Origin of the sequence: Yonghaparkia sp. Root332, from assembly GCF_001425665.1 — a bacterium.
Lineage (GTDB): Bacteria > Actinomycetota > Actinomycetes > Actinomycetales > Microbacteriaceae > Microcella.
On record NZ_LMCX01000002.1, the window covers coordinates 648,748 to 674,278 of the forward strand.

Genomic DNA, 25,531 nt, shown 5'->3' on the forward strand with positions numbered 1-25,531 from the left:
CGCGAGGGAGAACCGACATGACCGCTCAGGCGAACGAGGGCAAGGCGCTCGAGGTCGACATCGACGGGCAGCGCTGGCAGCGCATCCCGATCAAGACGCACGTCGTCGTCGCGGGGGAGGACATCATCGAGGTCGTCACCCGCTACGCCACCGGGGTCGTCCAGCCCGGCGACGTCCTGTTCGTGACCGAGAAGATCGTCGCGATCACGCAGGGGCGCTCGTACCCCGTCGGCGACATCGATGCGCGCCCGCTCGCGCACACCCTCTCGAAGTACGTGACGAAGACCTCGCACGGCATCGGCCTCGGCATGCCGGAGACGATGGAGATGGCCCTCCGCGAGGTCGGAACGCCGCGCATCCTCCTCGCCGCGGCGGTCGCCGCCGTCTCGAAGGCGATCGGCCGCAAGGGCGACTTCTACCGCATCGCCGGCCCCAAGGCGCGCGGCATCGACGGCCCGACCCACAACACGATCCCGCCGTACAACACGCAGGTCGTCCTGGTCCCCGAGAACCCGGATGCCGTCGCCGCCGAGATCAAGACGGCTCTCGGCGACATCGCCGACGTCGCGATCGTCGACATCAACGACTTCGGCGGCAACATCCTCGGGGCCACCCTGCCGAAGGCCGGGCACGCGCGCCTCGCGCGGATCCTCGGCGACAACCCGCTCGGTCAGGGCCACCAGTCGACGCCGCTCGGCGTCATCCGCCCGGTCGACTAGCCGATCGGAGGAGCGCTCCGGCGCTCAGAACCCGATCGCCCGCTGGTACACCGGCAGAAGCCCTTCGCGGACGCCCGTGACGCTCGGCTTCAGCTGGAACACGCCCGTGTTGTAGTTGCCCTCGATGACGGCGGGCCCCTCGGGCGTGATCGCGATGTCCCACCCGACGTACGGGATCTCCCGAACCTCGCGCGCGAGCCGCTCGACGAGCGCCTGCACCGACTCCCACAGGGGGACCGCGAAGCCGACGATCGACGTGCCCGACAGCGGGTGCACCGAGAAGACGCGCCCCTCGCCGTCGAAGGCGGGGTGATGGGCGACCCCGTGCTCGTCGAGCATCGTGTACATGCCGCCGTCGCTGAAGTTGTCGACGTCGCCGCCGTTCCCCATCTTCAGGGTTCGCGCGAGCGTGTGCACGCGGTCCTGGTCGTCGCGGAACGTGATGATGCGCAGCGTGTTGACGCTCGACGGGTTGAGCGAGGCCATCACGGGGTGCTGGGTGAGGAACTCCTCGACGAGCACCTGGCGCGCGGCGAGCCTCGCCGTGCGCCACGCCTCAGGGTCGGGGATGTCCGCGGTCGCGAACGCCTGGATCCCGTCGCCGCCGAGGCTGTCCGCCACCTTCGCCATCACCCGGTCGTGGCGCCCGAGGAAGTCGGTCAGCTCCTCGGAGGACGCGACGCGCAGATCGAGCCACTCGCGATGGAGCGCATCGCCGAAACGGGCGTTGAAGCGCGACTTGTCGGCGAACAGAGCCCGGTGCTCCGGCTGGTTGAGCTTCTGGGCGAGGTGGTTCGACTTCGGGTGCGTCATGAACGTGCGACGTTCGCGCCGGTTCAGGAGGTGGAAGTCCCAGTCGTAGTAGTCCTGGAAGCCGGTCTCGTGGCGCACCGACGACCACAGCATGTCGCCGAGGATGACGGGCTTGGGTCGACCGCTCGAGGCGGCGATGCGTCCGGCCAGCCTCGACAGGTTCGCGGTGTCGACGGCCGCGGCGCGCTTGGCGAGGTACCGGAGCCGCCGGCTCAGGCCGAGGCCTGCCACGCGGGCCTAGGCGTCGGCCGTCAGGCGGTCGGTCTCGTCGTGCCAGGCGAGGGCGGCCGTGCTCAGCTTCTCCTTGAAGCGCGCGGCGTGGTGCGCGCAGAACAGGAGCTCGCCCGTGGCCAGGGTCACGCGCACGTAGGCCTGAGCGCCGCAGCTGTCGCAGCGGTCGGAGACGGTGAGCGGCTGCGCGACGACGATCTCGGGGCTCTCGGTGGTGAGCTGCGTCATGGGGTGTCCCTCACTTCCTTGAATCGTCGTGGTACCTGGTGACCCCTATTCGAACACACGCCGCCAGCGGATCGGTGCCATTCGCCTGCCATTTCGCTGAACGCGTAGGCGAGGGCGAACACCCGCGACCGGGAGCGCTCGCGACGGGCGTGGGAGGCCGGCCGCGACGGCGGGCCGGTTTAGGCTGTCGTGGGCTCGCCGCCGGGCGCGCCCGCAGCATCCTGATTCACGAGCATCGCGAGGCACTCACCCGTGGCCCAGTCCGATTACACCGCCCACCATCTCTCGGTCCTGGAGGGCCTCGAGGCCGTGCGGAAGCGACCGGGCATGTACATCGGCTCGACCGACTCCCGCGGGCTCATGCACTGCCTGTGGGAGATCATCGACAACTCGGTCGACGAGGCGCTCGGCGGTCACGGCGACACGATCGACGTGCACCTGCACCGCGACGGCAGCGTCGAGGTGCGCGACCGCGCGCGCGGCATCCCCGTCGACATCGAGCCGAAGACGGGGCTCTCGGGCGTCGAGGTCGTGTTCACGAAGCTGCACGCGGGCGGCAAGTTCGGGTCGGGCTCGTACGCCGCGTCGGGCGGACTCCACGGCGTCGGCGCCTCGGTCGTCAACGCGCTCTCCGAGCGTCTCGACGTCGAGGTCGACCGCAACGGCAGGACCTGGGCGATGTCGTTCCACCGCGGCGAGCCGGGCGTGTTCGCCGACGGCCCCGACGGCCCTCGTCCCGACGCACCCTTCACCCCGTTCACCGACAACAGCGAGCTGCGCGTCGTCGGGAAGGTCGGGAAGAACGTCACCGGCACGCGCATCCGCTACTGGGCCGACTCGCAGATCTTCAGCCGCGGCGCGACCTTCCAGACGGATGACCTCGTCGGCCGTGCGCGCCAGACCGCGTTCCTCGTCCCCGGCCTCGCCATCTCGATCACCGATGAGCGAGGCGACGAGCCGGTCGCCGAGGCCTTCCGCTACGACGGCGGCATCAGCGAGTTCGCCGAGTTCCTCGCGCCCGACTCGGGCGTGACCGACACCTGGCGCATCCAGGGCACCGGAACCTTCACCGAGACCGTGCCGGTGCTCCAGGCGAACGGCCACATGGTGCCGACCGAGCTCGAGCGCGAATGCGTCGTCGACATCGCGCTGCGCTGGGGCACGGGTTACGAGACGGTGCTGCGCAGCTTCGTCAACATCATCGCCACCCCCAAGGGCGGCACGCATCAGGCCGGCTTCGAGCAGGGGCTGCTGAAGACCCTGCGCGCCGAGGTCGAGAAGAACGCGCGGCGCCTCAAGGCCGGCAGCGACAAGCTCGAGAAGGACGACGTCCTCGCCGGCCTCACGGCCGTGCTGACGGTGCGCATCGCCGAGCCGCAGTTCGAGGGCCAGACGAAGGAGGTGCTCGGCACTCCCGCCGCGCGCGCGATCGTCGCCTCGGTGCTGCAGTCGGCGCTCAAGGAGCGCTTCGCCTCCAGCAAGCGCGATGACAAGGCGCAGACCGCCCTCCTGCTCGACAAGGTCGTCGCCGAGATGAAGAGCCGCATCTCGGCGCGCGCGCACAAGGAGACCCAGCGTCGCAAGAATGCGCTCGAGTCGTCCTCGCTCCCGGCGAAGCTCGTCGACTGCCGCTCGAACGACGTCGCGAGCAGCGAGCTGTTCATCGTGGAGGGCGACAGCGCGCTCGGTACGGCGAAGCTCGCTCGCGACAGCGAGTTCCAGGCGCTGCTGCCGATCCGCGGCAAGATCCTCAACGTGCAGAAGGCCTCCGTGAGCGACATGCTCTCGAACGCCGAGTGCGCGTCGATCATCCAGGTCATCGGCGCCGGCTCCGGCCGCTCGTTCGATCTCGCGCACGCCCGCTACGGCAAGGTCATCATCATGAGCGACGCCGACGTCGACGGCGCGCACATCCGCACCCTGCTGCTGACGCTCTTCTTCCGCTACATGCGCCCGATGATCGACGAGGGCCGGGTCTTCGCCGCCGTGCCGCCCCTGCATCGGGTCATCGTCATGAACCCCGGCACGAAGCCGAACGAGACGATCTACACCTACAGCGAGGCCGAGCTGCAGGGCGTGCTCGCGGCGCTGAAGAAGTCCGGTCGGCGCTACCAGGACCCGATCCAGCGCTACAAGGGCCTCGGCGAGATGGACGCCGACCAGCTCGCCGACACGACCATGAGTCGCAAGCACCGCACGCTGCGGCGCGTGCGCGTGAGCGACGCGGAGATGGCGTCGAGCGTCTTCGAGCTGCTCATGGGCAACGACGTCGCCCCGCGCAAGGACTTCATCATCGCCGGCCAGGGGCTCGACCGCGACCGCATCGACGTCTAGCCCGGATCGACGACGGGGGGATGCCCGGATCGGCCGAGCGCGGCCGACGCGTCAGGACGGGCGCGCGCCGATCGATCCGATCACGGCGTCGAGCGGCGTGCCCGAGCCGTCGCGCTTCGCTCCGCCCGCGGGGAGCGCCCGCGCCGAGCCGTCGGCGCCGACGGCGAGCGGGTCGGTGCCGACCCAGGCGAGCTGCAGGGCATCCTCGCCCTTGAGGAATGCGTGGGCGCGGACGCCGCCGGTGGCGCGCCCCTTCCCCGGGAACTCGGCGAAGGCCGAGACCTTCGCGCGGCCGGGATCGGTGCCCGCGATCGTCTCCGTCGACCCGCTCACGGTGACGACCTCGGCCGTCGCGGGCTCCACGACGCCGAAGTGCACCACTCGCGCGCCCGGAGCGAGCTTGATTCCCGCCATGCCCCCGGCGGGGAGGCCCTGCGGGCGGACCTGATCGGCTCCGAAGTGCAGGAGCTGCGCATCCGACGTCACGAAGACGACTTCGGCATCGTCGGCCGCGGGCGCGGCGGCGACCACCTCGTCGCCGGTCTTGAGCCCGATGACCTCGCCGTCGGGGCGCGCCGGCCAGGAGCCGGGGGAGACGCGCTTGACGACGCCGTCGCGGGTTCCCAGAGCGAGCGGCGTCGTCGACGCGGGGTCGACGATCGCGACGATCCGTTCGCTCGCGTCAGTGAGACCGATGTAGTCGCGCAGTCTCGCGCCCGCGCCCAGCTGCAGAGAGTTCGCCGGGACTGCGGGAAGCCCGACGGGCGTGAACCGCACGAAACGACCTCGGGAGGTGATCGCCGCGAGGTCGCCGCGGGCGGTGGAGTCGACGGCGGAGAGGATCGCGTCGTGCTTGCTGCGGCGCGCCGGCGGGACGAGGGGCTCGTCGGTGAGCTCGACGCGCACCGCGCGGCCCGTCGTCGAGAGGAGGACGCGGCAGGGGGTGTCGGCGATCTCGAGCACGGGCGCCGCACCCCGCGATCGCGGCGCGGCGATGGAGGGGTTCGCCTCGGTGAGGAGGGTCCGGCGGGGCGTCCCGAATCGCTCGGCCACGGCATCCAGCTCATCGCCCACGACGGTGCGCACGCGCGCCGGGTCCGCCAGCAGCGCTTCCAGCGCCGCGATCTCGGCGCGCAGCTGGTCGCGCTCGGCCTCGAGCTCGATGCGGCTGAACTTCGTCAGGCGGCGCAGGCGCAGCTCGAGGATGTAATCGCTCTGCAGCTGGCTGAGGTCGAAGACCTCCATGAGGCGCGTGCGAGCCTGCTCGGCGTCGTCGGAGGCGCGGATGACCTGGATGACCTCGTCGATGTCGAGGATCGCGATGAGCAGGCCCTCGACGAGGTGCAGGCGCTCGCGGCGGCGCGCGAGCCGGTAGCGGCTGCGGCGCGTGACGACCTCGATGCGGTGATCGACGTAGACCTGCAGGAGCTCCCGCAGACCGAGCGTCCGCGGGCGGCCCTCGACGAGAGCGACGGCGTTGATCGAGAAGCCGTCCTCCAGCGGGGTGTAGCGGTAGAGCTGCTCGAGCACTGCCTCGGGGCTGAAGCCGGTCTTGATGCCGATGACGAGCCGCAGGCCGTTCTTGCGGTCGGTCAGGTCGGTGACGTCGCTGATGCCGGCGAGCTTCTTTGACTGGACGCCGTCCTTGATCTTCTCGATGACCTTCTCGGGGCCGACGAGGTAGGGCAGCTCGGTGACGACGATGCCCGTCTTGCGCGGCGTGACCGGCTCGATCGAGACCTTCGCCCGCGTCTTGAACGAGCCGCGGCCGGTCGCGTAGGCGTCCTTGATGCCGTCGAGGCCGATGATCGTGCCGCCCGTCGGCAGGTCGGGGCCCGGCACGTACGCCATGAGCTCCTCGAGCGTCGCGACCGGGTTCTCGATGAGGTGACGCGCGGCGCCCGCGACCTCGATGAGGTTGTGCGGGGCCATGTTGGTGGCCATGCCGACCGCGATGCCGCTCGCGCCGTTGACCAGGAGGTTCGGGAAGGCCGCCGGGAGGACGGCGGGCTGCACGAGCTGGTTGTCGTAGTTCGGGATGAAGTCGACGACGTCCTCGTCGAGATCGTCGACCATCGCGAGCGCGGCCGCCCGCATGCGCGCCTCTGTGTAGCGCGAGGCGGCGGGTCCGTCGTCGAGCGAGCCGAAGTTGCCGTGCCCGTCGACGAGCGGCACTCGCAGCGTGAAGTCCTGAGCGAGGCGCACGAGCGCGTCGTAGATGGCGCCGTCGCCGTGCGGGTGAAGCTTGCCCATGACCTCGCCGACGACGCGCGCCGACTTCACGTGCCCGCGGTCGGGACGCAGGCCCATCTCGCTCATCATGTAGAGGATGCGCCGCTGCACGGGCTTGAGGCCGTCGCGCGCGTCCGGGAGCGCGCGGGAGTAGATGACCGAGTACGCGTACTCGAGGAACGACCCCTGCATCTCGTCGGCGAGATCGACGTCGTCGATGCGTTCGCCGGGGGTCTCGTCGAGGTCGGGCTGGGTCGAGCGGGGCGCAGGAGGGGGAGTCATAGGATGGCCCCCATGCTACCGGCGCCCCGACGCGACGCCCCGTCACTCGGGCACGTGTTGACGGGCGCGCTCGCGGCGATGCGGGGCGAGGAGAACCGCCTCGGGAGCGCTCCCGTCCGCAGCGCCGCCGTCATCCTCGTCGACGGTCTCGGGATGTCCGCCCTCCGCGCGCGGGCGGGTCACGCCCGCCGCCTGCTGGCCGCCCTCCCCAGCAAGCGGGGGGCGATCGACGCGGGCTTCCCGACCACGACCGCTGCCGCGCTCGCCACCCTCACGACCGGGCTCGAGCCCGGCACCCACGGCCTGGTCGGCTACACCGCCGTCGATCGCGCGGGCGACCGTGTCGTCAACCAGCTCACCGGATGGGACGACGGGATGCGGCCGGCGGAATGGCAGCCGCACCCGACGGTGTTCGAGTCTGCCGCGGCCTCCGGCATCGACGCGGTGGTCGTCGGCGCGGAGCGCTATCGCGACACCGGCTTCACCGACGCGGTGCTGCGCGGGGCTCGCTTCCTGGCCGAGCCCTCGATCGCCGATCGCATCCGCACGACCGTCGAGCTGCTGAGCGCGGCGCAGCCCGCGCTCGTCTACTGCTACATCCCGGAGCTCGACATGGCCGGCCACGCGCAGGGCAGCGAGTCGGAGGCCTGGATCGAGAGGCTGGAGGAGCTCGACGCCGCTCTCGAGCCGCTGTCACGACGGGTGCCGCGCGATGCCGGGATCCACCTCACGGCCGATCACGGCATGCTCGACGTGCCCGAGCACCAGCGACTGGTGATCGACGCGCGCAGCGCGCTCTGGAGCGGCGTGCGGCACGTCGCAGGTGAGCCGCGATGCCTGCAGCTCGCGCTCGAGCCCGACGCCGATGCCGTCGAGGTGCTCGAGCGCTGGCGCGCGGCGGAGAGCGCGCGATCATGGGTCGTGAGCCGGGACGAGGCGATCGCCGCCGGCTGGTTCGGGGCGGTGGCGCCGGGGGTCGAGGAGCGCATCGGCGACGTGATCGTGGCGGCGCGGAGCCGGGTCGCCTACTACGACGAGCGCACGGCATCGCCGCGATCGCTCGCCATGGTCGGCCAGCACGGATCGTTCTCGCCGGAGGAGACGCGCATCCCCCTCGCCCGATGGGGCGCCTTCGCGCCCTGAGCGATCAGGCGGGGTCGTCGTCCGGGCGAGCGCCGAAGACGATCTCGTCCCAGCTCGGCATCGCTGCCCGGCCGCGGCGCGCGCTCTTGACGGGCCCGGTATCGTTCGCGCCGATCGCGGTGGGCGCCGTCGCCCGCGGCGCCTCGTCGGGCTCGGGGGCGGAATCGGCCGAGAAGTCGAGAGGGACGTCGACGATGCGGATGCTGCCGGTCGACGGGTGCGCCGCCTTCGCGGCCTCGAGCTCATCGCGCGGAGCGGCCTCGCGCTCGCCCCGGCGTCGGCGGAGGGCCTCGAGCAGGTCCGCGGTCTGGCTCACATCGGCGGTGTCGGCGTCGTCGCCCGCGGTGCGCACGCCCATTCGGCTGTGCGGCAGAGCGGCCGGGGCGAGCGGCGCGCTCGGGATGCTCGCGGAGCCCGCGGAGGCGCCCGATGACGGGGCTGCGGGCGAGCCGATCCCGGCGATGTCGTCGTCGAGGAGGAAGGCGCCGCTGTCGAACCGGGTGCGGTCCTCCGACTGCTGGATCGGCACGGCGCGCAGGCGCGGGATCAGCGTGGGAGGAGCCTCGCCCTGCTGGGAGAGCGACTGGGCCTCGTGGTTGGAGGGGATGAGCGTGGCCTTCTTGGGGTCGAACGTCCAGCGCGCCTCGCGCTCCACGCCCGCGTCGAGGAAGGCGACGGTGACGATCCAGTGGAGATCCGTCTTCCAGCTCGACCACCGGACGTCCGTGGCGGACAGTTCGGAGAGACGGGAGTCGATGACCCCGCCGAAGGTGTGCGAGGCGATGCCCGACTCGGTCTCGGCGACGACGGCGACGGGAACGCTGCGCGCCGCCGTGACGACGTACTCCCGCTCGGCGATGACCGGCCCCTCGAAGCGCTGCACGTACTCGGCGGGTTCGCCGGTCTCTGCCACGACCTCTGCGGCGGACTTGCCGGCGCGGATCATCGCCTGGATCTCGCGGGGGCTGACGCGGTGCGCCGCGGGCGCCGCCGGTCGGTTCTGCCGCAGGGCGGTGTGCAGGGCCTCCGTGATGGGCACGCGGTAGCGGTTCCCGTCCTCGGAGACCACGATCAGGGCGCCGTTCTCGGCGCCGATGACGGTGAGTTCGTCCATGACGTGGCCCTCTCATTCGCAACCGGTCGGCTCAGTGTTCCATGCCGATGCCCCCGCACCCGGGAATAGACCGGGCGGGTCGGAAGTTGCCCGGGAAGCACCGCCGAACACCCACGCTCTCAGTGGTTTGCGTTTCGGTCGGGGTTCCTGCAAACTATCGCCGCCGAGCGCGGCCCCGAAGCACCATTCGACGAAACGAGCAGCATGGCTACCGACTACGACGCCCCCCGCAAGACGGACGAGGACACCGACTCGATCCAGGCTCTGCAGGAGCGCGTTCCCGACAAGATGTCGGGTGTCGTCGACGTCGACGACGCCGACAATCCGGGCTTCGAGCTGGCCGGCCAGGACCTCGCCGACCTCGATCTCGACGTCGTCGTCCTCCCGCCGCAGGCCGACGAGTTCACGTGCGTCAGCTGCTTCCTCGTCAAGCATCGCTCGCAGCTCGACCACGAGGTCAAGCTCGGACCGGTGTGCACGGAGTGCGCCGCGTAGTCCATCGCGCGCCGCTGTCGTCCCAGCCGTCGCACACCGTGAGGGGATGCGGCGGCTGCGTCGTTAACGCGAGGGCGCCGTCAGGCGCCGCTCGGCCTCGCCGCGCGCTCCGCCTCGATCGCGGCGGCGAGCTGCTCCGGCCGCCGGGTGGACACGAGCCAGTAGGGCGCCGGGTCGTCCGGGTCGAGGATCTCGACGCGCAGAACCGGGTCCACCCAGCCGCGCAGAACGAGGTGGGCCCGAGCGTCGAGGCCGGGGCCCCGCTCGTGGCGGGCCTGTTCGCCGTGCGCAGCCGACGCATCCCCGACCAGATCGAGGGGAATGCTCGCCCGCCCCGCTCGCAGGAGTCCGTCCTCCACGGCGATCGTCGGGGCCGAGGCGATGAGCAGCCCCACGCACGCCGCGACGAGCGCGACCGCGGTGATGACGCCCGCGATCAGGCTGATCGGAGTGAACACGAGCATGGTCGCGGGCACGATCAGGGCGATGACCAGGTACATCCAGGCGGCGGGCCACAGGCGCTCGCGATAGCTCGACATGCCTCCATTCGACCATGCACTAACCTCGACGCGTGCCCGACTCCGCCGACGTCCTGATCACCGGCGACCACCTCCCGGTCTACGCCCACCCCGGTGACGCGGGGGCCGATCTGGTCGCGGCCGAGCACGTCGTGATCGCTCCGGGGGAGCGCGCGACGATCGGAACGGGCACGGCGATCGCCCTGCCCGACGGCTTCGCCGCCTTCGTCATGCCCCGCAGCGGCCTCGCCGCCCGGCACGGCATCACCATCGTCAACGCGCCCGGCACGGTCGACGCGGGCTACCGGGGCGAGATCCGGGTGACGCTGCTGAACACCGACCCGGCCGCACCGTTCGAGGTCCGCCCCGGCGACCGGATCGCGCAGCTCGTCGTGCAGCGCGTCGTCCGCGCGCGCTTCGTCCCGGTGGATTCGCTGCCGGGCTCGCACCGCGGGGAGCAGGGCTTCGGCTCGACGGGCTACCGTGGAGCGACCGACACCACTGAAGGAGTCACCGCGTGAGCGATCCGATCTCGACCGACGGGCCCCTGCCCGACGACGCGAAATCCGCCCCGGAGGACCGCCCCACGGCAGGTCCGCTCGACGAGAGCGAGGCGAACGCCGTCCGGCCCTACGTCGACCTCGGCGGGGTCAAGATCGTCCCCCGCCCCGAGCTCCAGCTGCGGCTCGAGGTCGAGGAGGGCTCCCAGCGCGTGATCGCGGTCGGCATCGACTTCGCGGGCTCGACCCTGCAGGTGCAGCCTTTCGCCGCGCCGCGCTCGAGCGGTCTGTGGCACGAGGTGCGCGCGCAGATCATCGAGCAGATCCAGAAGCAGGGCGGCGAGACGACCGAGCGCGAAGGCCCCTTCGGGCCCGAGATCCTCGCCCGGATCCCCGTCGTCGGCGACGCGGGCGGCTCCACGCGAATCGCGCGCTTCATCGGCGTCGACGGCCCGCGCTGGTTCCTCCGCGGCGTCGTGGCCGGCCAGGGCGCCGTCGATGCCGCGGCGGCCGAGCAGATCGACGACGTCTTCCGCAGCATCGTCGTCGTGCGCGGCTCGACCCCGATGCCGCCGCGCGACCTGATCCCGCTCCACGTGCCGGCCGGCGCGACCGCGGGCGGCCCCGCCGCGGTGCCGCCGACCGCCTCGGTATGACGGGCACCCCGACGGGAGCCGAGAGCCCGGGCGAGCGCGACTGCGACGACGCGGGGCTCGACCGCACCTCCGCCGCACCCGACCGCGACGAGCGCGAGCAGGTCCGAGAGGCCCTCGCCGCCGCGGCGCGGCAGTCCGGCTTCGGTCTCGTGACGCCGGGGGAGCGCCCGACCGCGCACGCTCTCTGGGCTGCGGTCGGCGGGGTCCGGGGGCTCCTCGAGTCGCTGCTGCCCGGCTTCCTCTTCCTCATCGTCTTCACGATCACCGGCGAGGTCGCCCCGTCGGTCCTCATCCCGGCCGCCGTCGCCGTGCTGTTCGTCGTGGTCCGCGCGGTCACGCGCTCGCCCATCCTCCCGGCCGTCGTCGGCCTCGTCGGCATCGCGCTCTCGGCAGGCCTCGCCCTCATCACGGGACGGGCGGAGGAGAACTTCGTCCTCGGATTCGTCATCAACGCCGTCTGGCTCGTTGCGCTCCTCGTCAGCCTCGTCGCCCGCCGCCCCCTCGTGGGCGTGATCGCCGGGCTCCTCACGGGCGACCACGATTGGAGGGGCGACCCGGCGAAGCGTGCGGTGCTGACCGTCACGACCTGGCTGTGGGTCGGGATGTTCGCTCTGCGTCTCGGGGTCCAGGTTCCCCTCTACCTGTCCTCGCAGGCCGCCGCCCTCGCGGCGACGAAGCTCATCATGGGCGTGCCGCTCTACGCCGCCCTGCTCTGGGTCACCTGGCTCATGGTTCGCGCTGTCTACGCGCGCCGCGCCGCCTGATCCTCGCCTGGCGATCGCCCGCCGGTGCTACCATGAAGTATCTCGACATCAAGATAAATAGCGCCGCATCCGCACCGTCGTCGAGGTCGATCGAGCCGGTGCCGCGCGCCGCGTCGGAGGCTAGGCTGGCCGACGTGCGAGCGCGGGATGCGCCCGGCAGAGTCAAGAGGAGACGGCGAAGTGTCCGCAGTGAACAGTTTCGATTCCATCGACACCCTCCGGGTCGGTGACGACGAGTACCAGGTCTTCCGCATCGACACGGTGCCGGGCTACGAGAAGCTCCCGTTCAGCCTCAAGGTGCTGCTGGAGAACCTCCTCCGCACCGAGGACGGCGCGAACGTCACCGCCGAGCAGATCCGGGCGCTCGGCGCCTGGCAGCCCTCGGCCGAGCCGGACACCGAAATTCAGTTCACGCCCGCGCGCGTGGTCATGCAGGACTTCACGGGCGTGCCCTGCATCGTCGACCTCGCCACGATGCGCGAGGCCGTGGCGGCGCTCGGCGGCGACCCCAACAAGATCAACCCGCTCGCCCCCGCCGAGCTCGTCATCGACCACTCGGTCATCGCCGACCTCTTCGGCACGGCCGACGCGCTCGAGCGCAACGTCGAGATCGAGTACGAGCGCAACGGCGAGCGCTACCAGTTCCTCCGCTGGGGCCAGACCGCGTTCGACGACTTCAAGGTCGTGCCCCCGGGCACGGGCATCGTGCACCAGGTCAACATCGAGCACCTCGCCAAGGTCACCTACACGCGCACCGTCGACGGCGTGCTGCGCGCCTACCCCGACACCTGCGTCGGCACCGACTCGCACACGACGATGGTCAACGGCCTCGGCGTGCTCGGCTGGGGCGTCGGCGGCATCGAGGCCGAGGCCGCGATGCTCGGCCAGCCCGTGTCGATGCTCATCCCCAAGGTCGTCGGCTTCAAGCTCTCCGGCGCCATCCCGACGGGCGTGACCGCGACGGACGTGGTGCTCACGATCACCGACATGCTCCGCAAGCACGGCGTCGTGGGCAAGTTCGTCGAGTTCTACGGCGAGGGTGTCGCTTCCGTCCCGCTCGCGAACCGCGCGACGATCGGCAACATGAGCCCCGAGTTCGGCTCGACCGCGGCGATGTTCCCGATCGACGACGTCACGCTCGACTACCTCCGCCTCACCGGCCGCAGCGAGCAGCAGGTCGCCCTCGTCGAGGCCTACTCGAAGATGCAGAGCCTCTGGCACGACCCGAGCGTCGAGCCCGTGTTCAGCGAGTACATCGAGCTCGACCTGTCGACCGTCGTCCCCTCGATCGCCGGCCCGCGCCGCCCGCAGGACCGCATCGAGCTCACGCACGCCAAGTCCGCGTTCGAGACCGCGCTCGTCGACTACACCAGCCACGACCACTCGATGGTCGACGCGGCCGTCGAGGGGACCTTCCCCGCCTCCGATCCCGTCGGCTTCACCGCGCAGGACGAGGACACGGCGCACGAGCTGTCGCACCGCCACCGCTCGCACGCGCCGGCGACGGCGTCCGCGCCGATCGACGTCACGGTGGACGGCACCGAGTTCACGCTCGACCACGGCGCCGTGACGATCGCGGCGATCACGTCGTGCACGAACACCTCGAACCCCTCGGTGATGCTCGCCGCGGGCCTGCTCGCCCGCAATGCGGTGAAGAGGGGCCTCACCGCGAAGCCGTGGGTCAAGACGACCCTCGCGCCGGGCTCGAAGGTCGTGACCGACTACTACGAGAAGGCAGGTCTCACCGACGACCTCGAGGCCCTCGGCTTCTACACCGTCGGCTACGGCTGCACGACCTGCATCGGCAACTCCGGTCCGCTCGCGGACGAGATCTCCTCCGCGATCGCCCAGAACGATCTCGCGGTGACCGCCGTCCTCTCGGGCAACCGGAATTTCGAGGGCCGCATCAACCCCGACGTGAAGATGAACTACCTCGCGAGCCCGCCGCTCGTGATCGCGTACGCTCTCGCCGGCTCCATGAACTTCGATTTCGAGAAGGATGCCCTGGGCACGGACTCCGAGGGCAACGAGGTCTTCCTCCGCGACATCTGGCCCGACGCGGCGGAGGTGCAGGCGACGATCGACTCGTCGATCGACACCGCGATGTTCGACACGCAGTACTCCTCCGTGTTCGAGGGCGACGAGCGCTGGCGCTCGCTCCCGACGCCGGACGGCGCGACGTTCGAATGGGACGCGAAGTCGACCTACGTCCGGAAGCCCCCGTACTTCGACGGCATGACGATCGAGACGAGCCCGGTGACCGACATCGCCGGCGCTCGCGTGCTCGCGAAGCTCGGCGACTCGGTCACGACGGACCACATCAGTCCGGCCGGCTCGATCAAGGCCGATTCGCCCGCGGGCGCCTACCTCATGGAGAACGGCGTCGACCGCAAGGACTTCAACTCCTACGGCTCACGCCGCGGCAACCACGAGGTCATGATCCGCGGCACCTTCGCGAACATCCGCCTGCGGAACCAGCTCCTCGACGGCGTCGAGGGCGGGTTCACGCGGGACTTCACGCAGGCCGATGGCCCGCAGTCGTTCATCTACGACGCGAGCCAGAACTACCAGGCCGCGGGCGTCCCGCTCGTGATCTTCGCCGGCAAGGAGTACGGCTCCGGCTCGAGCCGCGACTGGGCCGCGAAGGGCACGAGCCTCCTCGGAGTCCGCGCCGTCATCGCCGAGAGCTTCGAGCGGATCCACCGCTCGAACCTCATCGGCATGGGCGTCGTCCCGCTGCAGTTCCCCGCCGGTCAGACCGCGGAGAGCCTCGGGCTCGACGGGACCGAGACCGTCTCGATCTCGGGCATCACGGAGCTCAACGAGGGGCGCACGCCGAAGACCGTCCGCGTGACGGCCGAGCCGAGCGCCCACTCGCCCGCGGGCAAGTCGACGATCGAGTTCGACGCGGTCGTCCGCATCGACACCCCCGGTGAGGCCGACTACTACCGCAACGGCGGCATCCTGCAGTACGTGCTGCGCAGCCTCGTCTAGACCGCGCCATCCCGGGAGCGGGCCCGATCGCCGTGCGCGATCGGGCCCGCTCCGCGTTCCCGGATGCCCGCCTGTCGCGTACGGTCCGCACACAGCGAACGACCAGGCGGCGGGCGGCACGGCATCAGGGCGCCCGCGGTCGTGCTCGCGTAGAGTGCTGGAATGGCACTGCTCGAGACGATCCACGGCCCGCGCGATCTGGATCGCCTGACGGAGTCCGAGCTCGCAGCCCTCGCCGATGAGATCCGCCGATTCCTCGTCGCCGAGGTCTCGAAGACCGGCGGCCACCTCGGCCCGAACCTGGGCGTCGTGGAGATGACGATCGCCATTCACCGCGTGTTCGAGTCGCCGCGCGATGCGATCGTCTGGGACACCGGTCACCAGTCGTACGTGCACAAGCTCCTCACCGGCCGCCAGGACTTCTCGCGGCTCCGCCAGAAGGGCGGCCTCGCCGGCTACCCGCAGCGCTCCGAGAGCGAGCACGACATCGTCGAGAGCTCGCACGCGTCGAGCTCCCTCAGCTGGGCGGACGGCATCTCCCGAGCGTTCGAGATGACGGGTCAGAACGATCGTCACGTGGTCGCGGTCGTCGGCGACGGCGCTCTCACAGGTGGCATGACGTGGGAGGCCCTCAACAACATCAGCGACGACAACTCCCGCAACCTCGTCCTCATCGTCAACGACAACGGGCGCTCCTACGCGCCGACGATCGGCGGGATGGCGCGGTTCCTCTCCGACGTGCGCACGCGACGCGGCTATCGCCGCCTGCGCCGCTCGAGCGAGAGCTTCTTCGCGCACTTCGGTGCTCCCGGCCGCGCCCTCTACCGCGGGGTGCGCGGGGGTCTGCACGGGTTCCTCTCGCGATTCACGAACAACGAGGCGCTCTACTCGAACCTCGACATCAAGTACGTCGGCCCCGTCGACGGTCACGACCTGAAAGCCATGGAGCGCGCGCTGCGTCAGGCGAAGGAGTACGGCGCGCCGGTCATCGTCCACGCGATCACGCAGAAGGGCAAGGGCTACGAGCCGGCCCTCGCCGATGTCGCGGACCAGTTCCACGCCGTGGGGCAGATCGACCCCGAGACGGGGGAGTCGATGGAGGTCGCCACCCGTCCCTCCTGGACCAGCGTCTTCGCCGAGGAGCTCGTCTCGCTCGCCGACCGCGACGAGCGCATCGTGGGCATCACCGCGGCGATGCTGCGGCCCACCGGCCTGCACAAGCTCGCTGAGAAGCACCCCGGCCGCGTGCTGGATGTCGGCATCGCCGAGCAGCACGCCGTGACCTCGGCCGCCGGCCTCGCCTTCGGCGGGCTGCACCCGGTCGTGGCGGTCTACGCGACCTTCATCAATCGGGCCTTCGACCAGGTGCTCATGGATGTCGCGCTGCACAAGGCGGGCGTCACCTTCGTGCTCGACCGCGCCGGCGTCACCGGACCGGACGGCCCGAGCCATCACGGCATCTGGGATCTCGCGATCCTGCAGGTCGTGCCCAACATCCGTCTCGCGGCTCCGCGCGACGCCACCCGGCTCCGCGAGGAGCTCGCCGAGGCCGTCGCGGTGCAGGACGCCCCCACCGTGCTGCGCTTCTCGAAGGGCTCGGTCGGCACCGAGTTCGATGCTGTCCGTCGCACGGCCGACGGCGTCGACGTCCTCCGCGAGGCCCCGCACAAGGACGTCCTGATCGTCACGGTCGGCCCGATGGCCAAGATCGGGCTGGAGGTGGCCGAGCGGCTCGCCGCGCAGGGCATCGGCGCCACCGTCATCGACCCGCGCTGGGTCGTCCCGGTCGCCGGCAGCATCATCGACCTCGCACGCGATCACCGCATCGTCGTGTCGATCGAGGACGGCATCCGCGTCGGCGGCATCGGCACGCGGATCCGTCAGGAGCTGCGCGCGGCCGGGGTCGACACCGCCGTGGACGAGCTAGGTCTGCCGGACGAGTTCCTCGACCACGCGAGCCGCGATGAGATCCTCGAGGAGGTCGGGCTCACGCCGCAGGCGATCGCCCGCGACCTAGTCGCCCAGGTGCTCGGCACGCGGATCCCGGTCGCTCGGCCTCTGCCGGAGGACGCCGCGATCGAGTCCTCGAGCGATCAGCCCACCGACCGCCGCCGATAGCGCAGCTCGACCGCGCCGTTCTCGAACGTCGCGGTGCCCGTGAGCTTCCAGTGATGCGGCTCGCCCGTCGTCGGCATCAGTCGGGCACCTGAACCGAGCGTGAGCGGCATCACGGTGACGATGAGCTCGTCGATCTCTCCGATCTCGGCGAACTGGGCGGCGGTCGCGCCGCCTCCGACGAGCCACACCGACCGGTCGCCCGCGGCGGCACGCGCCTCGCGCGCCACGCGACCGACGTCTTCGCTCACGACGCGGATGTCGGCGCCCTCGATGCTCGGGACCTCGCCGTGCGTGAGGACCCACACCGGGAGTCCGGGGTAGGCCCACGGTGCGCCCTCCTCGAGAAGGAACCGCAGAGTCCCCGCTCCCATGACGATCGCGCCCACTCCGGCGAAGAATCGGTCGTAGCCCTCCTGGAAGGCCTCGAAGCCGAAGGCGAGGAGCCAGTCGATGCGATCGTCGGCGTCGGCGATGAAGCCGTCGAGGCTCTGGGCGACGTAGTACTGCACGGTGCTCATGCGGCCACGCTACGGCGATGCGCCGACATCGGCGGGGCACCGGGGCTGCGCCGTCGGGAGCGGAGCGGGAACGGCGACGGCCCCGGGCATCCGTGACGGACGCCCGGGGCCGAGACCGGCGGAACGGTGCCCGCGGTCAGTGCGAGCCGCGGATGGGCGGCGTGTGGAACGTGCCGCCGAAGACGCGCTCGGAGGCGCCGACCCGGTCGAGGAACGGCGTGACGCCGCCCATCTGGAAGGGCCAGCCCGCGCCGAGGATCATGCAGAGGTCGATGTCCTCCGGTGCGGAGACGACGCCCTCCTCGAGCATGCGGTGGACCTCGTGGGCGAGGCCGTCCTCGAGGCGCCGCGTGAGCTCCTCGACGGTCGCCGGGGTCGAGCCCGCCGGGCGGTGCTTCGCGACGATCGCGATCGCCTTCCTGTCGATGCCCTTCGGGTTGCCCTTCGCGTCCTTCTCCAGCAGCACGCCGGCCTCGGCGAGCTCGTGGAGCGCGGGCGACTCGAAGAACCGCTCGGGGAACGCCGCGTGGTGCGTGTCCAGCACGTGCGCGCCGACCTTGAGGCCGACGAGGTCGAGCAGCACGAACGGGTCCATCGGGAGCCCGAAGTGGCGCTGGGCGGCGACGACGTCCTCGAACGGCGTGCCGGTCTCGACCGCGTGCATCGCCTCGCCGAGGAGCTTGGCGAGGATGCGGTTGACGACGAACCCGGGGGAGTCGGCGGTTATGACCGCGTTCTTCCTGAGCGCCGCAGCCGTGACCATCGCGGTCGCGAGGGTCGCCTCGTTCGTCGCGGGCGCGTTGACGACCTCGATGAGCGGCATGACGGCGACCGGGTTGAAGAAGTGGAAGCCGACGACGCGCTCGGGGTGCTCGAGCTTCTCCGCGATCCGCTCGACCGAGAGCGACGAGGTGTTCGTCGCGAGGACGGCCGTCGGCGAGACGTGCTTCTCGATCTCGGCGAACACCGACTGCTTGATCGCGAGCTCCTCGAAGACGGCCTCGATGACCCAGTCGCAGCCCGCGAAGTCGGCCTTGTCGGTCGTGCCCGTCACGAGCGAGCGCAGACGGTTGGCGTCGTCCGCGTGCAGACGGCCCTTCTTCTCGAGCGCCGAGATCTCGCCGTGGATGTACGCGATGCCCTTGTCCACGCGCTCCTGGTCGAGGTCGGTGATGATGACCGGGACCTGCAGGCGGCGGACGAACAGGAGCGCGAACTGGCTCGCCATGAGACCGGCGCCGAGGACGCCGATGCGCGTGACGGGCGTCGCGAGCGACTTGTCCGGGGCCCCCGCGGGCTTCTTCGCGCGCTTCTGCACGAGGGTGAAGGCGTAGATGGAGGCGCGGAACTGGTCGCCCGAGATGAGATCGGCGAGCGACTCGTCCTCGGCCGCGAAGCCCGCGGCCTTGTCGCTGCTCTTGGCCGCCTTGAGGAGGTCGAGCGCGACGTACGGCGAGCGGGCGACCGTGCCGATGCGCTTCTCGAGCATGCTCCGCGCGATGCCGATGGCGGCATCCCACTTCACCGCGCGCTCGATCTTGCCGGGCTGGTTCGGGCGCTTGACCTTCGTGCGCCCGGAGACGACGCCGTCGGCCCAGCGGATCGAGCTCTCGAGGAAGGTCGCGGAGTCGAAGATCGCATCGGCCATGCCGAGCTCGAACGCCTGCTCTGCGGTCAGCATGCGGTTGTTCTTCAGCGGGTTCTCGACGACGACCTTGAGCGCGTTCTCGATGCCGATGAGGTTCGGCAGGAGCCATGCGCCTCCCCAGCCGGGGATGATGCCGAGGAAGACCTCGGGCAGGGCGATGCCGGCGGCGTTCCGATCGATCGTGCGGTAGTCGGCGTTGAGCGCGACCTCGACGCCGCCGCCGAGGGCGAGGCCGTTGATGAACACGAACGACGGGACGCCCAGTTCGCCGAGCTTGCCGAGCGCGTAGTGCCCGAGCTGCGCCATGAGCCTGCCCGAGGCGCGATCGGGGATGCCTTCGACCTTCGAGAGGTCGGCGCCCGCGGCGAGGATGAAGGGCTTGCCGGTCACGGCCACGGCCGCGATCTCGCCGCGCGCGGCGCGGCCGGCCTGCTCGTCCATGACGCGCGCGAACTCGAGGAGCCCCTGGGGGCCGAGCGTGCTCGGTCGGGTGTGGTCACGGCCGTTATCGATCGTGACGAGGGCGAGGGTGCCGCCGCTCGGGAGGGCGACGTCGCGCACGAAGGAGTGCGTGACGACCTCGTCGTCGGCGAGCGCGAGCAGCGGCTCGAACTGCTCGGCCGAGTACTGTGCGATGGCGCTGGTCATCTACTTGCCCTTCCGTCCGCCGCGGTAGTGCGGGTTCTCCCAGATCATCGATCCGCCCTGGCCGAGGCCGACGCACATCGCGGTGAGGCCGTACTGCACCTCGGGGTGCTGCTCGAACTGACGCGCGAGCTGGATCATCAGCCGAACGCCCGAGCTCGCGAGCGGGTGGCCGATCGCGATCGCGCCGCCCCAGGGGTTGACGCGCGGGTCGTCGTCGTCGATGCCGAAGTGGTCGAGCAGGCTCAGCACCTGCACGGCGAACGCCTCGTTGAGCTCGAAGAGACCGATGTCCTCGATCGTGAGGCCGGCCTTCCTCAGCGCCTTCTCGGTCGAGGGGATGGGCCCGATGCCCATGACCTCGGGCTGCACGCCCGCGAAGGCGAAGCTCACCAGGCGCATCTTCGACTGCAGCCCGAGCTCCTTGGCCGCGCCGGCGCTCGCGAGCAGGCTCACGGTGGCGCCGTCGGTGAGGGGCGAGGCGTTGCCGGCCGTCACCCGGCCGTGCGGGCGGAAGGGGGTCTTGAGCCCGGCGAGACCCTCCATCGTGGTCTCGGGGCGCATGCCCTCGTCCATGGTGGCGAGGCCGAAGCCCTGCTCGCTGCGGAGAGCGACGGGAACGAGGTCGGGCTGGATGTGCCCGGCGGCGTAGGCCGCGGCGACCTTCTGCTGGCTGCGCATGCCGAATCGGTCGGCGCGCTCCTTCGTGAGCTGCGGGAAGCGGTCGTGCAGGCGCTCGGCGGTCATGCCCATGTTCAGAGCGTCGCCGCTCACGAGCTTCTCGGCGAGGAAGCGCGGGTTGGGGTCGGCGCTGCCGCCCATCGGGTGGCGGCCCATGTGCTCGACTCCTCCGGCGATCGCGACGTCGTAGGCGCCGAAGGCGATGCCGCCCGCGGTCGTCGCGACCGCGGTCATCGCGCCGGCGCACATTCGGTCGATCGCGTACCCGGGGACGGACATCGGCAGCCCGGCGAGGATCGCCGCGGTGCGACCGAGAGTGAGCCCCTGATCGCCCTCCTGCGTCGTCGCCGCGATCGCGACGTCGTCGACGCGGTCCTTCGGCAGCGACGGGTTCCTCTCCAGGAGCCCGATCATCGCCTTGACGATCAGATCGTCGGCTCGCGTGCCCCAGTACATCCCTTTTTCGCCCGCTCGTCCGAACGGAGTGCGAACTCCGTCGACGAACACGACTTCGGCTCGATCGGCCACAGTGCCTCCCTTGTCGGTGGTCAACTCCACCAACCTAGGAGGCCAGCCCGCGAGGCGGGGATTCGACTGCGTGTTCCTACGAAGCGCTCTCGGCGCCCTCGACGGGCCCTTGGCTCGCATCGACAAAGGCCTGGGCGATCGTCTGTGCCGTTGCGTCAATCTGCCAGGGGCGGGCGCCGAGCGCGCGCAGCGCCTCCGCGATCGATTCGACGGTCGTCTCGGCAGGCGGGTTCCAGGCGAGCCGGCGGAGGTGGTCGGGGATCACGACGTTCTCCAGCGGGATCCGCCGCTCCTCCGCGACGCGCTGCACCGCGGGCTTGGCGGCCTTGAGCCGGCGGTCCGCCTCGGGGTTGCGATCGGCCCACGAGCGGGGAGGCGGGATGACCTCCTCGGTCGAGCGCAGGACGGGGAGGTCCTCGGTCGTGCGACCCGCCTCGATGGCGGCCCACCAGCGGTCGATCTGCGAGCGGCTCGCACGCCCGTGGAAGCCCTGCAGCGCGGCGAGCTCGCGCTTGCTCGCCGGCATCGCGCGGGCCGCGACGATGAGGGAGGCGTCGGGGAGCAGGCGGCCGGGTGCGCTGTCGATCTCGCGCGCATAGGCATCCCTCGCCAGCCACAGCTCGCGGGCGACCGCGAGCGCGCGCTGACCGCGGACGGAGTGGAGACCGGAGAGGCGTCGCCACGGGTCGGTACGGGGCTCGGGCGCCTCGCGGGAGAGCACGGCCGCGAACTCCTGCTCGGCGAGCTCGAGCTTGTCGTCGGCGGCGAGCAGAGCGGCAATCTCGTCGCGCACGTCGACGAGCAGCTCGACGTCGAGGGCCGCGTAGGTGAGCCAGGATGCGGGAAGCGGGCGGGTGGACCAGTCAGCGGCCGAGTGCTCCTTGGCCAGGTGCAGGCCGAGGGTCGACTCCACCACCGCGCCGAGACCGACGCGGGGCAGACCGGCGAGGCGGGCCCCGAGCTCGGTGTCGAAGATCGTCACGGGGTCGAGACCGACTTCGCGGAGGCACGAGAGATCCTGGCTCGCTGCGTGCAGCACCCACTCCGCCTCGCCGATCGCCTCCTGCAGCTCGACGAACGAGCCGATCGCCGGAGGATCGAACAGGAAGGTGCCAGCTCCGCGGCGGAAGACCTGGATGAGGTAGGCGCGCTGCGAGTAGCGGAAGCCGCTCGCGCGCTCGGCGTCGACGGCGACCGGCCCCTCGCCGGCCGCGAGGGCCTCGACGGCGACCAGATAGTGCTCCCGATCATCGATCACGACGGGGGTCACGGCCGGGACGGCGGTGGGCAGCGGGGGAGCCGCGGCCGGCTCGCCCGCGGGCGCGACCGCGCCATCGGGATCGGGCGACTGCGCGTCAGTCACGCGATGCCCGCCTGGTCGGGAGGACGGCGACGCCCTCGGGAGCCGGCGGGTAGCCCGCGATCATGCACAGGAGCTCGGACCAGCCCTCGACGTGCGCCGAGAGATCGTCGTCGAGAGGCGTCCAGGAGGCGCGGAGCTCGAGCTGCGCCCCGCTGCCCTGAGCGGCGAGCTCGCCGTAGCCGGTCGAGAGGACCTTGGTCGCCGTGCCGCTCGCGGCCGTGTACTCGGCGCCCCGGGTCTCGAGGGCGTCGACGAGCCACGCCCAGGTGACATCGGCAACGAACGGATCGAGCCCGATGTCGACCTCGAGCGGCGCCTGGGCGAAGCAGACGATGCGCACGGTGCCTTTCCAACCGGCCGGCGCCTCCGGATCGAAGAGGACGAGCAGACGACCGGTGCCGAGGTCGGAGTCGTCGACGTGCCGCGCGGGGTTGACGTCCGCCGCGAGCGCGTACGAGAAGGGCGCGAGCCCGGTAGGCGCCGGAATGCTGCGCACGTCGAGCTCGGGGCGGAGGACGGCCCGATCGACGGAGGCGATCAGTGCGTCGAACACCTCCTGCGGCGATGCGGGAGAGAGGGGCACCCCTGAAGACTAAGAGCAGTTGCTACGTTCGACGCGTGGGACGCGCCGACCTGAGGGGAGCCGTGCGCCGAGGCGCACGGGGGACGACCGAGCGCCGACGCCGCGGGCTCGCCGTCGCGATCGCGGCGGGAGTCGCGGGTGCCGGGATCGCCGCGCTGGCCGCATCCGCCGCTGCGGCGATCACGATGGCGCGCCGAGTCGTGACTCCGGTGCGCGAGCGGCCCGAGGACATCCGCGTCCTCGCCGTCGACACCGCGCGCGCGACGATCCGCCTCAGTCGCACGGCCGACTCCGCCGTTCCCGGGCGATACGGCTTCTGGTTCGCCGGGGGCCGCGGCCACGCGCGCGTCGGCCGCGTCCTCCATGAGGACGCGGGCTCGGTCACGCGCGTGCTCGAGTCCGTGCAGCGCGGCACGCTCGAGTCGGCGCCCGCGGGGCGCTGGGGCGGGTGGTACTGGCTCGAGCCGGGCGAGCTGGGCGTCGCGGCGGTCGAGACGAGCATCCGCACCCCCGTCGGCGACGCGCCCGCGTGGTTCGTGCCGTCCGTCGACGGCGGGAGCGGCGCCGGCGAGGACTGGATCATTCACGTGCACGGGCGCGGGGCCTCGCGCGCCGAGGGCATCCGCGCCATCCCGCTCGCGCGCGAGCTCGGCTGGGCGAGCCTCCTCATCAGCTACCGCAACGATGGCGACGCCCCCGCGAGCCCCGACGGTCGGTACGCGCTCGGGGCCGCCGAGTGGCGCGATCTCGAGGCGGCCGTCGCGCACGCGCGGGATGCGGGAGCCGGCCGCATCGTCGTCATGGGCTGGTCGATGGGCGGCGCGATCTCCCTGCAGCTGCTCGTCCGATCCGAGCTCGCGGGACTCGTCCACGGCCTCGTGCTCGACTCGCCCGTGATCGACTGGCGGACGGTGCTGCGGTTCCACGCAGCCCTCTCGGGGCTGCCCAGGTCGGTCGGCGAGGTCGCGATGGGGCTGCTCGGCACGACGGCGGTCACGCCTCTCGTCGGCAGCGCCGAGCCCATCGATCTCGCCTCGCTCGATCTCGTCGCCCGCGCTGACGAGCTCAGCGTTCCCGTTCTCATCCTGCACAGCGACGACGACGGCTACGTGCCGATCGACGCCTCGCTCGCCCTCGCCGACGCCCGACCCGACCTCGTGACGCTCGAGCGGTTCGCCCGCGCGCGGCACACGCGGCTGTGGAACCTCGACCCCGAGCGCTGGGAGGGCGTGATCCGCGCCTGGATCAGCCGGCTCGACGCGTCCAGCGGGCGTACTGCACGCCCTCGTCGTCGAGGAGCAGCTGACGGGGAGCCCACCGGCTGATCGCCGGGTCGTCATCGGCCAGAAGGCGGATGCCCGACCCGCCCAGGCGCGGAACCGTCGTCAGGCACACCTCATCGACGAGCCCCGCGGCGAGCAGCAGCCCGGCGAGGCCGGGGCCGCCCTCGCAGACGATCCGCTCGGCGCCGTGCGCGCGGAGCGCGCCGAGGATCTCGAGCGCGGTCGCCGCCTCGCCGCGATCGGGGAGGGGGAGGATCGTGCTCCGGATGCCGCTCAGGGAGCGGCGCACGGCATCCGTCGCCGTCTCGGGCGCGATCACGAGCACCTCGGGCGCGCCCTCGCGCGGCTCGAAGCCGTGCCCGGTCAGGTCGCCCGAGGTCGTCACGATGGCGAGCGGCGTGCGGCGGGGGAGCCGGTACGACTCGGCGCGCACGGTCCTCGCCCCGACGAGGATCACGTCGGCGTGCTCGCGGATGACGCCGAGGATCATGCGGTCGGCGCCCGCGGTGAGCGAGCCGGACGTGCCGTCCTCGCCCGTCACGCGTCCGTCGAGCGTCGCGACGAAGTTCAGTCGGATGCGCTCGCCGTCGCCCGGCGCGTACCACTCGAGCAGCCGATCCCGGGCTCCCGGGCTCTCGGTGTCGAGCGCGACCTCCTCGGCCGCCCCCGCGGGGTGGACTCGGCGGAGGATCACGCCGCGGCCGCCTCGCGCACCTGCCGCTTGATGCGTGCGAGCATGCCCGTCATGCCGCGCAGGCGCAGGGGGCTCACTGCGCGGGTGAGGCCGAGCTCGAACGGGAAGTCGTCGGGGGTCGCGAGGACCGTCGCGACCTCGAGGCCGCTGAGACCCTGCGCGAGGATCGACGCGAAGCCCCGCGTCGTCGGCGACTCGGCGGGGGCCGTCGCGTGCACCGCGACCGCGCCGCCGTCGACCTCGACGACGATGAAGACGGGCGACTGACACTCCTCGACGCGCTCGAGGAGCTCCGGGTGGTCGCGGAACCGCTCGGGGAGCTCGGGCAGCGCCTCGGAGAACTCCAGCAGCAGCTGCAGGCGGTCGGACTCGCCGAGCTCGAGGAAGTCGTCGCGGATCTCCGCGAGCGACGGTGGGAGGGCGGGAGTCGGGGCGTCGGTCATCGCC

22 protein-coding genes are annotated in these 25,531 nt (G+C 71.5%); 10 read left to right on the forward strand and 12 right to left on the reverse strand.

Going from position 1 to position 25,531, the window contains the following annotated elements; genetic code table 11:
• Nucleotides 1-17: 17 nt before the first annotated feature.
• Nucleotides 18-719 (forward strand): coenzyme F420-0:L-glutamate ligase, encoded by a 702-nt coding sequence (locus ASC54_RS10700; RefSeq protein WP_055860982.1) that lies wholly within the window; start codon nucleotides 18-20, stop codon nucleotides 717-719.
• Between the two features lie 24 nt (nucleotides 720-743).
• On the opposite strand, the gene ASC54_RS10705 is transcribed toward ASC54_RS10700, so the two are convergent.
• The gene (locus ASC54_RS10705) at nucleotides 744-1,763 is read right to left on the reverse strand and encodes a sugar-transfer associated ATP-grasp domain-containing protein (protein ID WP_055898992.1); all 1,020 of its coding nucleotides are present in this window, start codon (nucleotides 1,761-1,763) and stop codon (nucleotides 744-746) included.
• A 6-nt stretch (nucleotides 1,764-1,769) separates the two neighbouring features.
• Complete coding sequence (locus ASC54_RS10710; RefSeq protein WP_055860988.1) at nucleotides 1,770-1,991, reverse strand: hypothetical protein; 222 nt, start codon at nucleotides 1,989-1,991, stop codon at nucleotides 1,770-1,772.
• Between the two features lie 252 nt (nucleotides 1,992-2,243).
• Here ASC54_RS10710 and ASC54_RS10715 point away from each other — a divergent pair, with 252 nt between their 5' ends.
• Nucleotides 2,244-4,325 carry a type IIA DNA topoisomerase subunit B gene (locus ASC54_RS10715; RefSeq protein WP_055898995.1) on the forward strand — a complete coding sequence of 694 codons (2,082 nt, stop codon included), beginning with the start codon at nucleotides 2,244-2,246 and terminating at the stop codon, nucleotides 4,323-4,325.
• A gap of 51 nt (nucleotides 4,326-4,376) precedes the next feature.
• Here the strand turns inward: ASC54_RS10715 and ASC54_RS10720 are convergent, their stop codons facing one another.
• On the reverse strand, nucleotides 4,377-6,839 hold the full coding sequence (locus ASC54_RS10720; RefSeq protein ID WP_055898998.1) for a DNA topoisomerase (ATP-hydrolyzing) subunit A: 2,463 nt from the start codon (nucleotides 6,837-6,839) through the stop codon (nucleotides 4,377-4,379).
• 12 nt (nucleotides 6,840-6,851) lie between these two features.
• On the opposite strand from ASC54_RS10720, the gene ASC54_RS10725 reads away from it, so the two are divergent.
• Complete coding sequence (locus tag ASC54_RS10725; protein WP_235451457.1) at nucleotides 6,852-7,982, forward strand: alkaline phosphatase family protein; 1,131 nt, start codon at nucleotides 6,852-6,854, stop codon at nucleotides 7,980-7,982.
• Between the two features lie 4 nt (nucleotides 7,983-7,986).
• Here ASC54_RS10725 and sepH read toward each other — a convergent pair whose 3' ends face one another.
• Nucleotides 7,987-9,096, reverse strand: coding sequence for a septation protein SepH (sepH, locus tag ASC54_RS10730; RefSeq protein WP_055861000.1), 1,110 nt, complete (start codon nucleotides 9,094-9,096; stop codon nucleotides 7,987-7,989).
• A 204-nt stretch (nucleotides 9,097-9,300) separates the two neighbouring features.
• Between sepH and ASC54_RS10735 the strand changes: the two genes are divergently transcribed.
• A complete protein-coding gene (locus tag ASC54_RS10735) occupies nucleotides 9,301-9,591 on the forward strand; it encodes a DUF4193 domain-containing protein (RefSeq protein ID WP_055861003.1) in 291 nt (96 codons plus the stop codon).
• Between the two features lie 80 nt (nucleotides 9,592-9,671).
• On the opposite strand, the gene ASC54_RS10740 is transcribed toward ASC54_RS10735, so the two are convergent.
• A complete protein-coding gene (locus ASC54_RS10740; protein WP_055899002.1) occupies nucleotides 9,672-10,130 on the reverse strand; it encodes a DUF3093 domain-containing protein in 459 nt (152 codons plus the stop codon).
• A gap of 32 nt (nucleotides 10,131-10,162) precedes the next feature.
• Here ASC54_RS10740 and dut point away from each other — a divergent pair, with 32 nt between their 5' ends.
• The 5 genes from dut (at nucleotide 10,163) to dxs (ending at nucleotide 17,141) form a co-directional block, all read left to right on the forward strand.
• Nucleotides 10,163-10,630 carry a dUTP diphosphatase gene (gene dut / locus ASC54_RS10745; RefSeq protein ID WP_055861008.1) on the forward strand — a complete coding sequence of 156 codons (468 nt, stop codon included), beginning with the start codon at nucleotides 10,163-10,165 and terminating at the stop codon, nucleotides 10,628-10,630.
• Nucleotides 10,627-11,265, forward strand: a complete 639-nt coding sequence (locus tag ASC54_RS10750; RefSeq protein WP_055861011.1) for a DUF3710 domain-containing protein — start codon at nucleotides 10,627-10,629, stop codon at nucleotides 11,263-11,265. The genes dut and ASC54_RS10750 overlap by 4 nt, the downstream gene beginning before the upstream one ends.
• On the forward strand, nucleotides 11,262-12,029 hold the full coding sequence (locus tag ASC54_RS10755; protein ID WP_055899004.1) for a DUF3159 domain-containing protein: 768 nt from the start codon (nucleotides 11,262-11,264) through the stop codon (nucleotides 12,027-12,029). Before ASC54_RS10750 ends, ASC54_RS10755 begins: the two co-directional genes overlap by 4 nt.
• Nucleotides 12,030-12,209: 180 nt before the next feature.
• The gene (locus tag ASC54_RS10760; RefSeq protein ID WP_055861017.1) at nucleotides 12,210-15,023 is read left to right on the forward strand and encodes an aconitate hydratase; all 2,814 of its coding nucleotides are present in this window, start codon (nucleotides 12,210-12,212) and stop codon (nucleotides 15,021-15,023) included.
• 162 nt (nucleotides 15,024-15,185) lie between these two features.
• The gene (gene dxs / locus ASC54_RS10765; protein ID WP_055861020.1) at nucleotides 15,186-17,141 is read left to right on the forward strand and encodes a 1-deoxy-D-xylulose-5-phosphate synthase; all 1,956 of its coding nucleotides are present in this window, start codon (nucleotides 15,186-15,188) and stop codon (nucleotides 17,139-17,141) included.
• Here dxs and ASC54_RS10770 read toward each other — a convergent pair.
• The 5 genes from ASC54_RS10770 to ASC54_RS10790 form a co-directional block, all read right to left on the reverse strand.
• Nucleotides 17,117-17,659 carry a dihydrofolate reductase family protein gene (locus tag ASC54_RS10770; protein ID WP_055861022.1) on the reverse strand — a complete coding sequence of 181 codons (543 nt, stop codon included), beginning with the start codon at nucleotides 17,657-17,659 and terminating at the stop codon, nucleotides 17,117-17,119. The genes dxs and ASC54_RS10770 overlap by 25 nt on opposite strands.
• A 136-nt stretch (nucleotides 17,660-17,795) precedes the next feature.
• Entirely contained in the window at nucleotides 17,796-19,955 is a 2,160-nt protein-coding gene (locus tag ASC54_RS10775) for a 3-hydroxyacyl-CoA dehydrogenase NAD-binding domain-containing protein (RefSeq protein ID WP_055899008.1), read from the reverse strand.
• Nucleotides 19,956-21,140 carry an acetyl-CoA C-acyltransferase gene (locus ASC54_RS10780; RefSeq protein ID WP_369813330.1) on the reverse strand — a complete coding sequence of 395 codons (1,185 nt, stop codon included), beginning with the start codon at nucleotides 21,138-21,140 and terminating at the stop codon, nucleotides 19,956-19,958. It lies immediately after the preceding gene.
• A 97-nt stretch (nucleotides 21,141-21,237) separates the two neighbouring features.
• Nucleotides 21,238-22,419 (reverse strand): HRDC domain-containing protein, encoded by a 1,182-nt coding sequence (locus ASC54_RS10785; protein WP_082515118.1) that lies wholly within the window; start codon nucleotides 22,417-22,419, stop codon nucleotides 21,238-21,240.
• A gap of 97 nt (nucleotides 22,420-22,516) precedes the next feature.
• Complete coding sequence (locus ASC54_RS10790) at nucleotides 22,517-23,107, reverse strand: DUF3000 domain-containing protein (RefSeq protein WP_055899012.1); 591 nt, start codon at nucleotides 23,105-23,107, stop codon at nucleotides 22,517-22,519.
• Nucleotides 23,108-23,169: 62 nt separating this feature from the next.
• Here ASC54_RS10790 and ASC54_RS10795 point away from each other — a divergent pair, with 62 nt between their 5' ends.
• Nucleotides 23,170-24,432, forward strand: coding sequence for a S9 family peptidase (locus tag ASC54_RS10795; protein ID WP_235451458.1), 1,263 nt, complete (start codon nucleotides 23,170-23,172; stop codon nucleotides 24,430-24,432).
• Here ASC54_RS10795 and ASC54_RS10800 read toward each other — a convergent pair.
• Together ASC54_RS10800 and ASC54_RS10805 are read right to left on the reverse strand one after the other, a co-directional pair.
• The gene (locus ASC54_RS10800) at nucleotides 24,353-25,084 is read right to left on the reverse strand and encodes a dihydrofolate reductase family protein (RefSeq protein ID WP_055861034.1); all 732 of its coding nucleotides are present in this window, start codon (nucleotides 25,082-25,084) and stop codon (nucleotides 24,353-24,355) included. The genes ASC54_RS10795 and ASC54_RS10800 overlap by 80 nt on opposite strands.
• Nucleotides 25,081-25,527: a SufE family protein gene (locus tag ASC54_RS10805; RefSeq protein ID WP_055861037.1), complete on the reverse strand. Its 447-nt coding sequence runs from the start codon at nucleotides 25,525-25,527 to the stop codon at nucleotides 25,081-25,083. The genes ASC54_RS10800 and ASC54_RS10805 overlap by 4 nt, the downstream gene beginning before the upstream one ends.
• Nucleotides 25,528-25,531: the final 4 nt, after the last annotated feature.

Coding starts and splice junctions, on each gene's coding strand:
- ASC54_RS10700 (WP_055860982.1), top strand. CDS start 18: ATGACCGCTCAGGCGAACGAGGGCAAGGCGCTCGAGGTCGACATCGAC.
- ASC54_RS10710 (WP_055860988.1), bottom strand. CDS start 1,991: ATGACGCAGCTCACCACCGAGAGCCCCGAGATCGTCGTCGCGCAGCCG.
- ASC54_RS10720 (WP_055898998.1), bottom strand. CDS start 6,839: ATGACTCCCCCTCCTGCGCCCCGCTCGACCCAGCCCGACCTCGACGAG.
- ASC54_RS10725 (WP_235451457.1), top strand. CDS start 6,852: ATGCTACCGGCGCCCCGACGCGACGCCCCGTCACTCGGGCACGTGTTG.
- sepH (WP_055861000.1), bottom strand. CDS start 9,096: ATGGACGAACTCACCGTCATCGGCGCCGAGAACGGCGCCCTGATCGTG.
- ASC54_RS10735 (WP_055861003.1), top strand. CDS start 9,301: ATGGCTACCGACTACGACGCCCCCCGCAAGACGGACGAGGACACCGAC.
- ASC54_RS10740 (WP_055899002.1), bottom strand. CDS start 10,130: ATGTCGAGCTATCGCGAGCGCCTGTGGCCCGCCGCCTGGATGTACCTG.
- ASC54_RS10755 (WP_055899004.1), top strand. CDS start 11,262: ATGACGGGCACCCCGACGGGAGCCGAGAGCCCGGGCGAGCGCGACTGC.
- dxs (WP_055861020.1), top strand. CDS start 15,186: ATGGCACTGCTCGAGACGATCCACGGCCCGCGCGATCTGGATCGCCTG.
- ASC54_RS10770 (WP_055861022.1), bottom strand. CDS start 17,659: ATGAGCACCGTGCAGTACTACGTCGCCCAGAGCCTCGACGGCTTCATC.
- ASC54_RS10775 (WP_055899008.1), bottom strand. CDS start 19,955: ATGACCAGCGCCATCGCACAGTACTCGGCCGAGCAGTTCGAGCCGCTG.
- ASC54_RS10805 (WP_055861037.1), bottom strand. CDS start 25,527: ATGACCGACGCCCCGACTCCCGCCCTCCCACCGTCGCTCGCGGAGATC.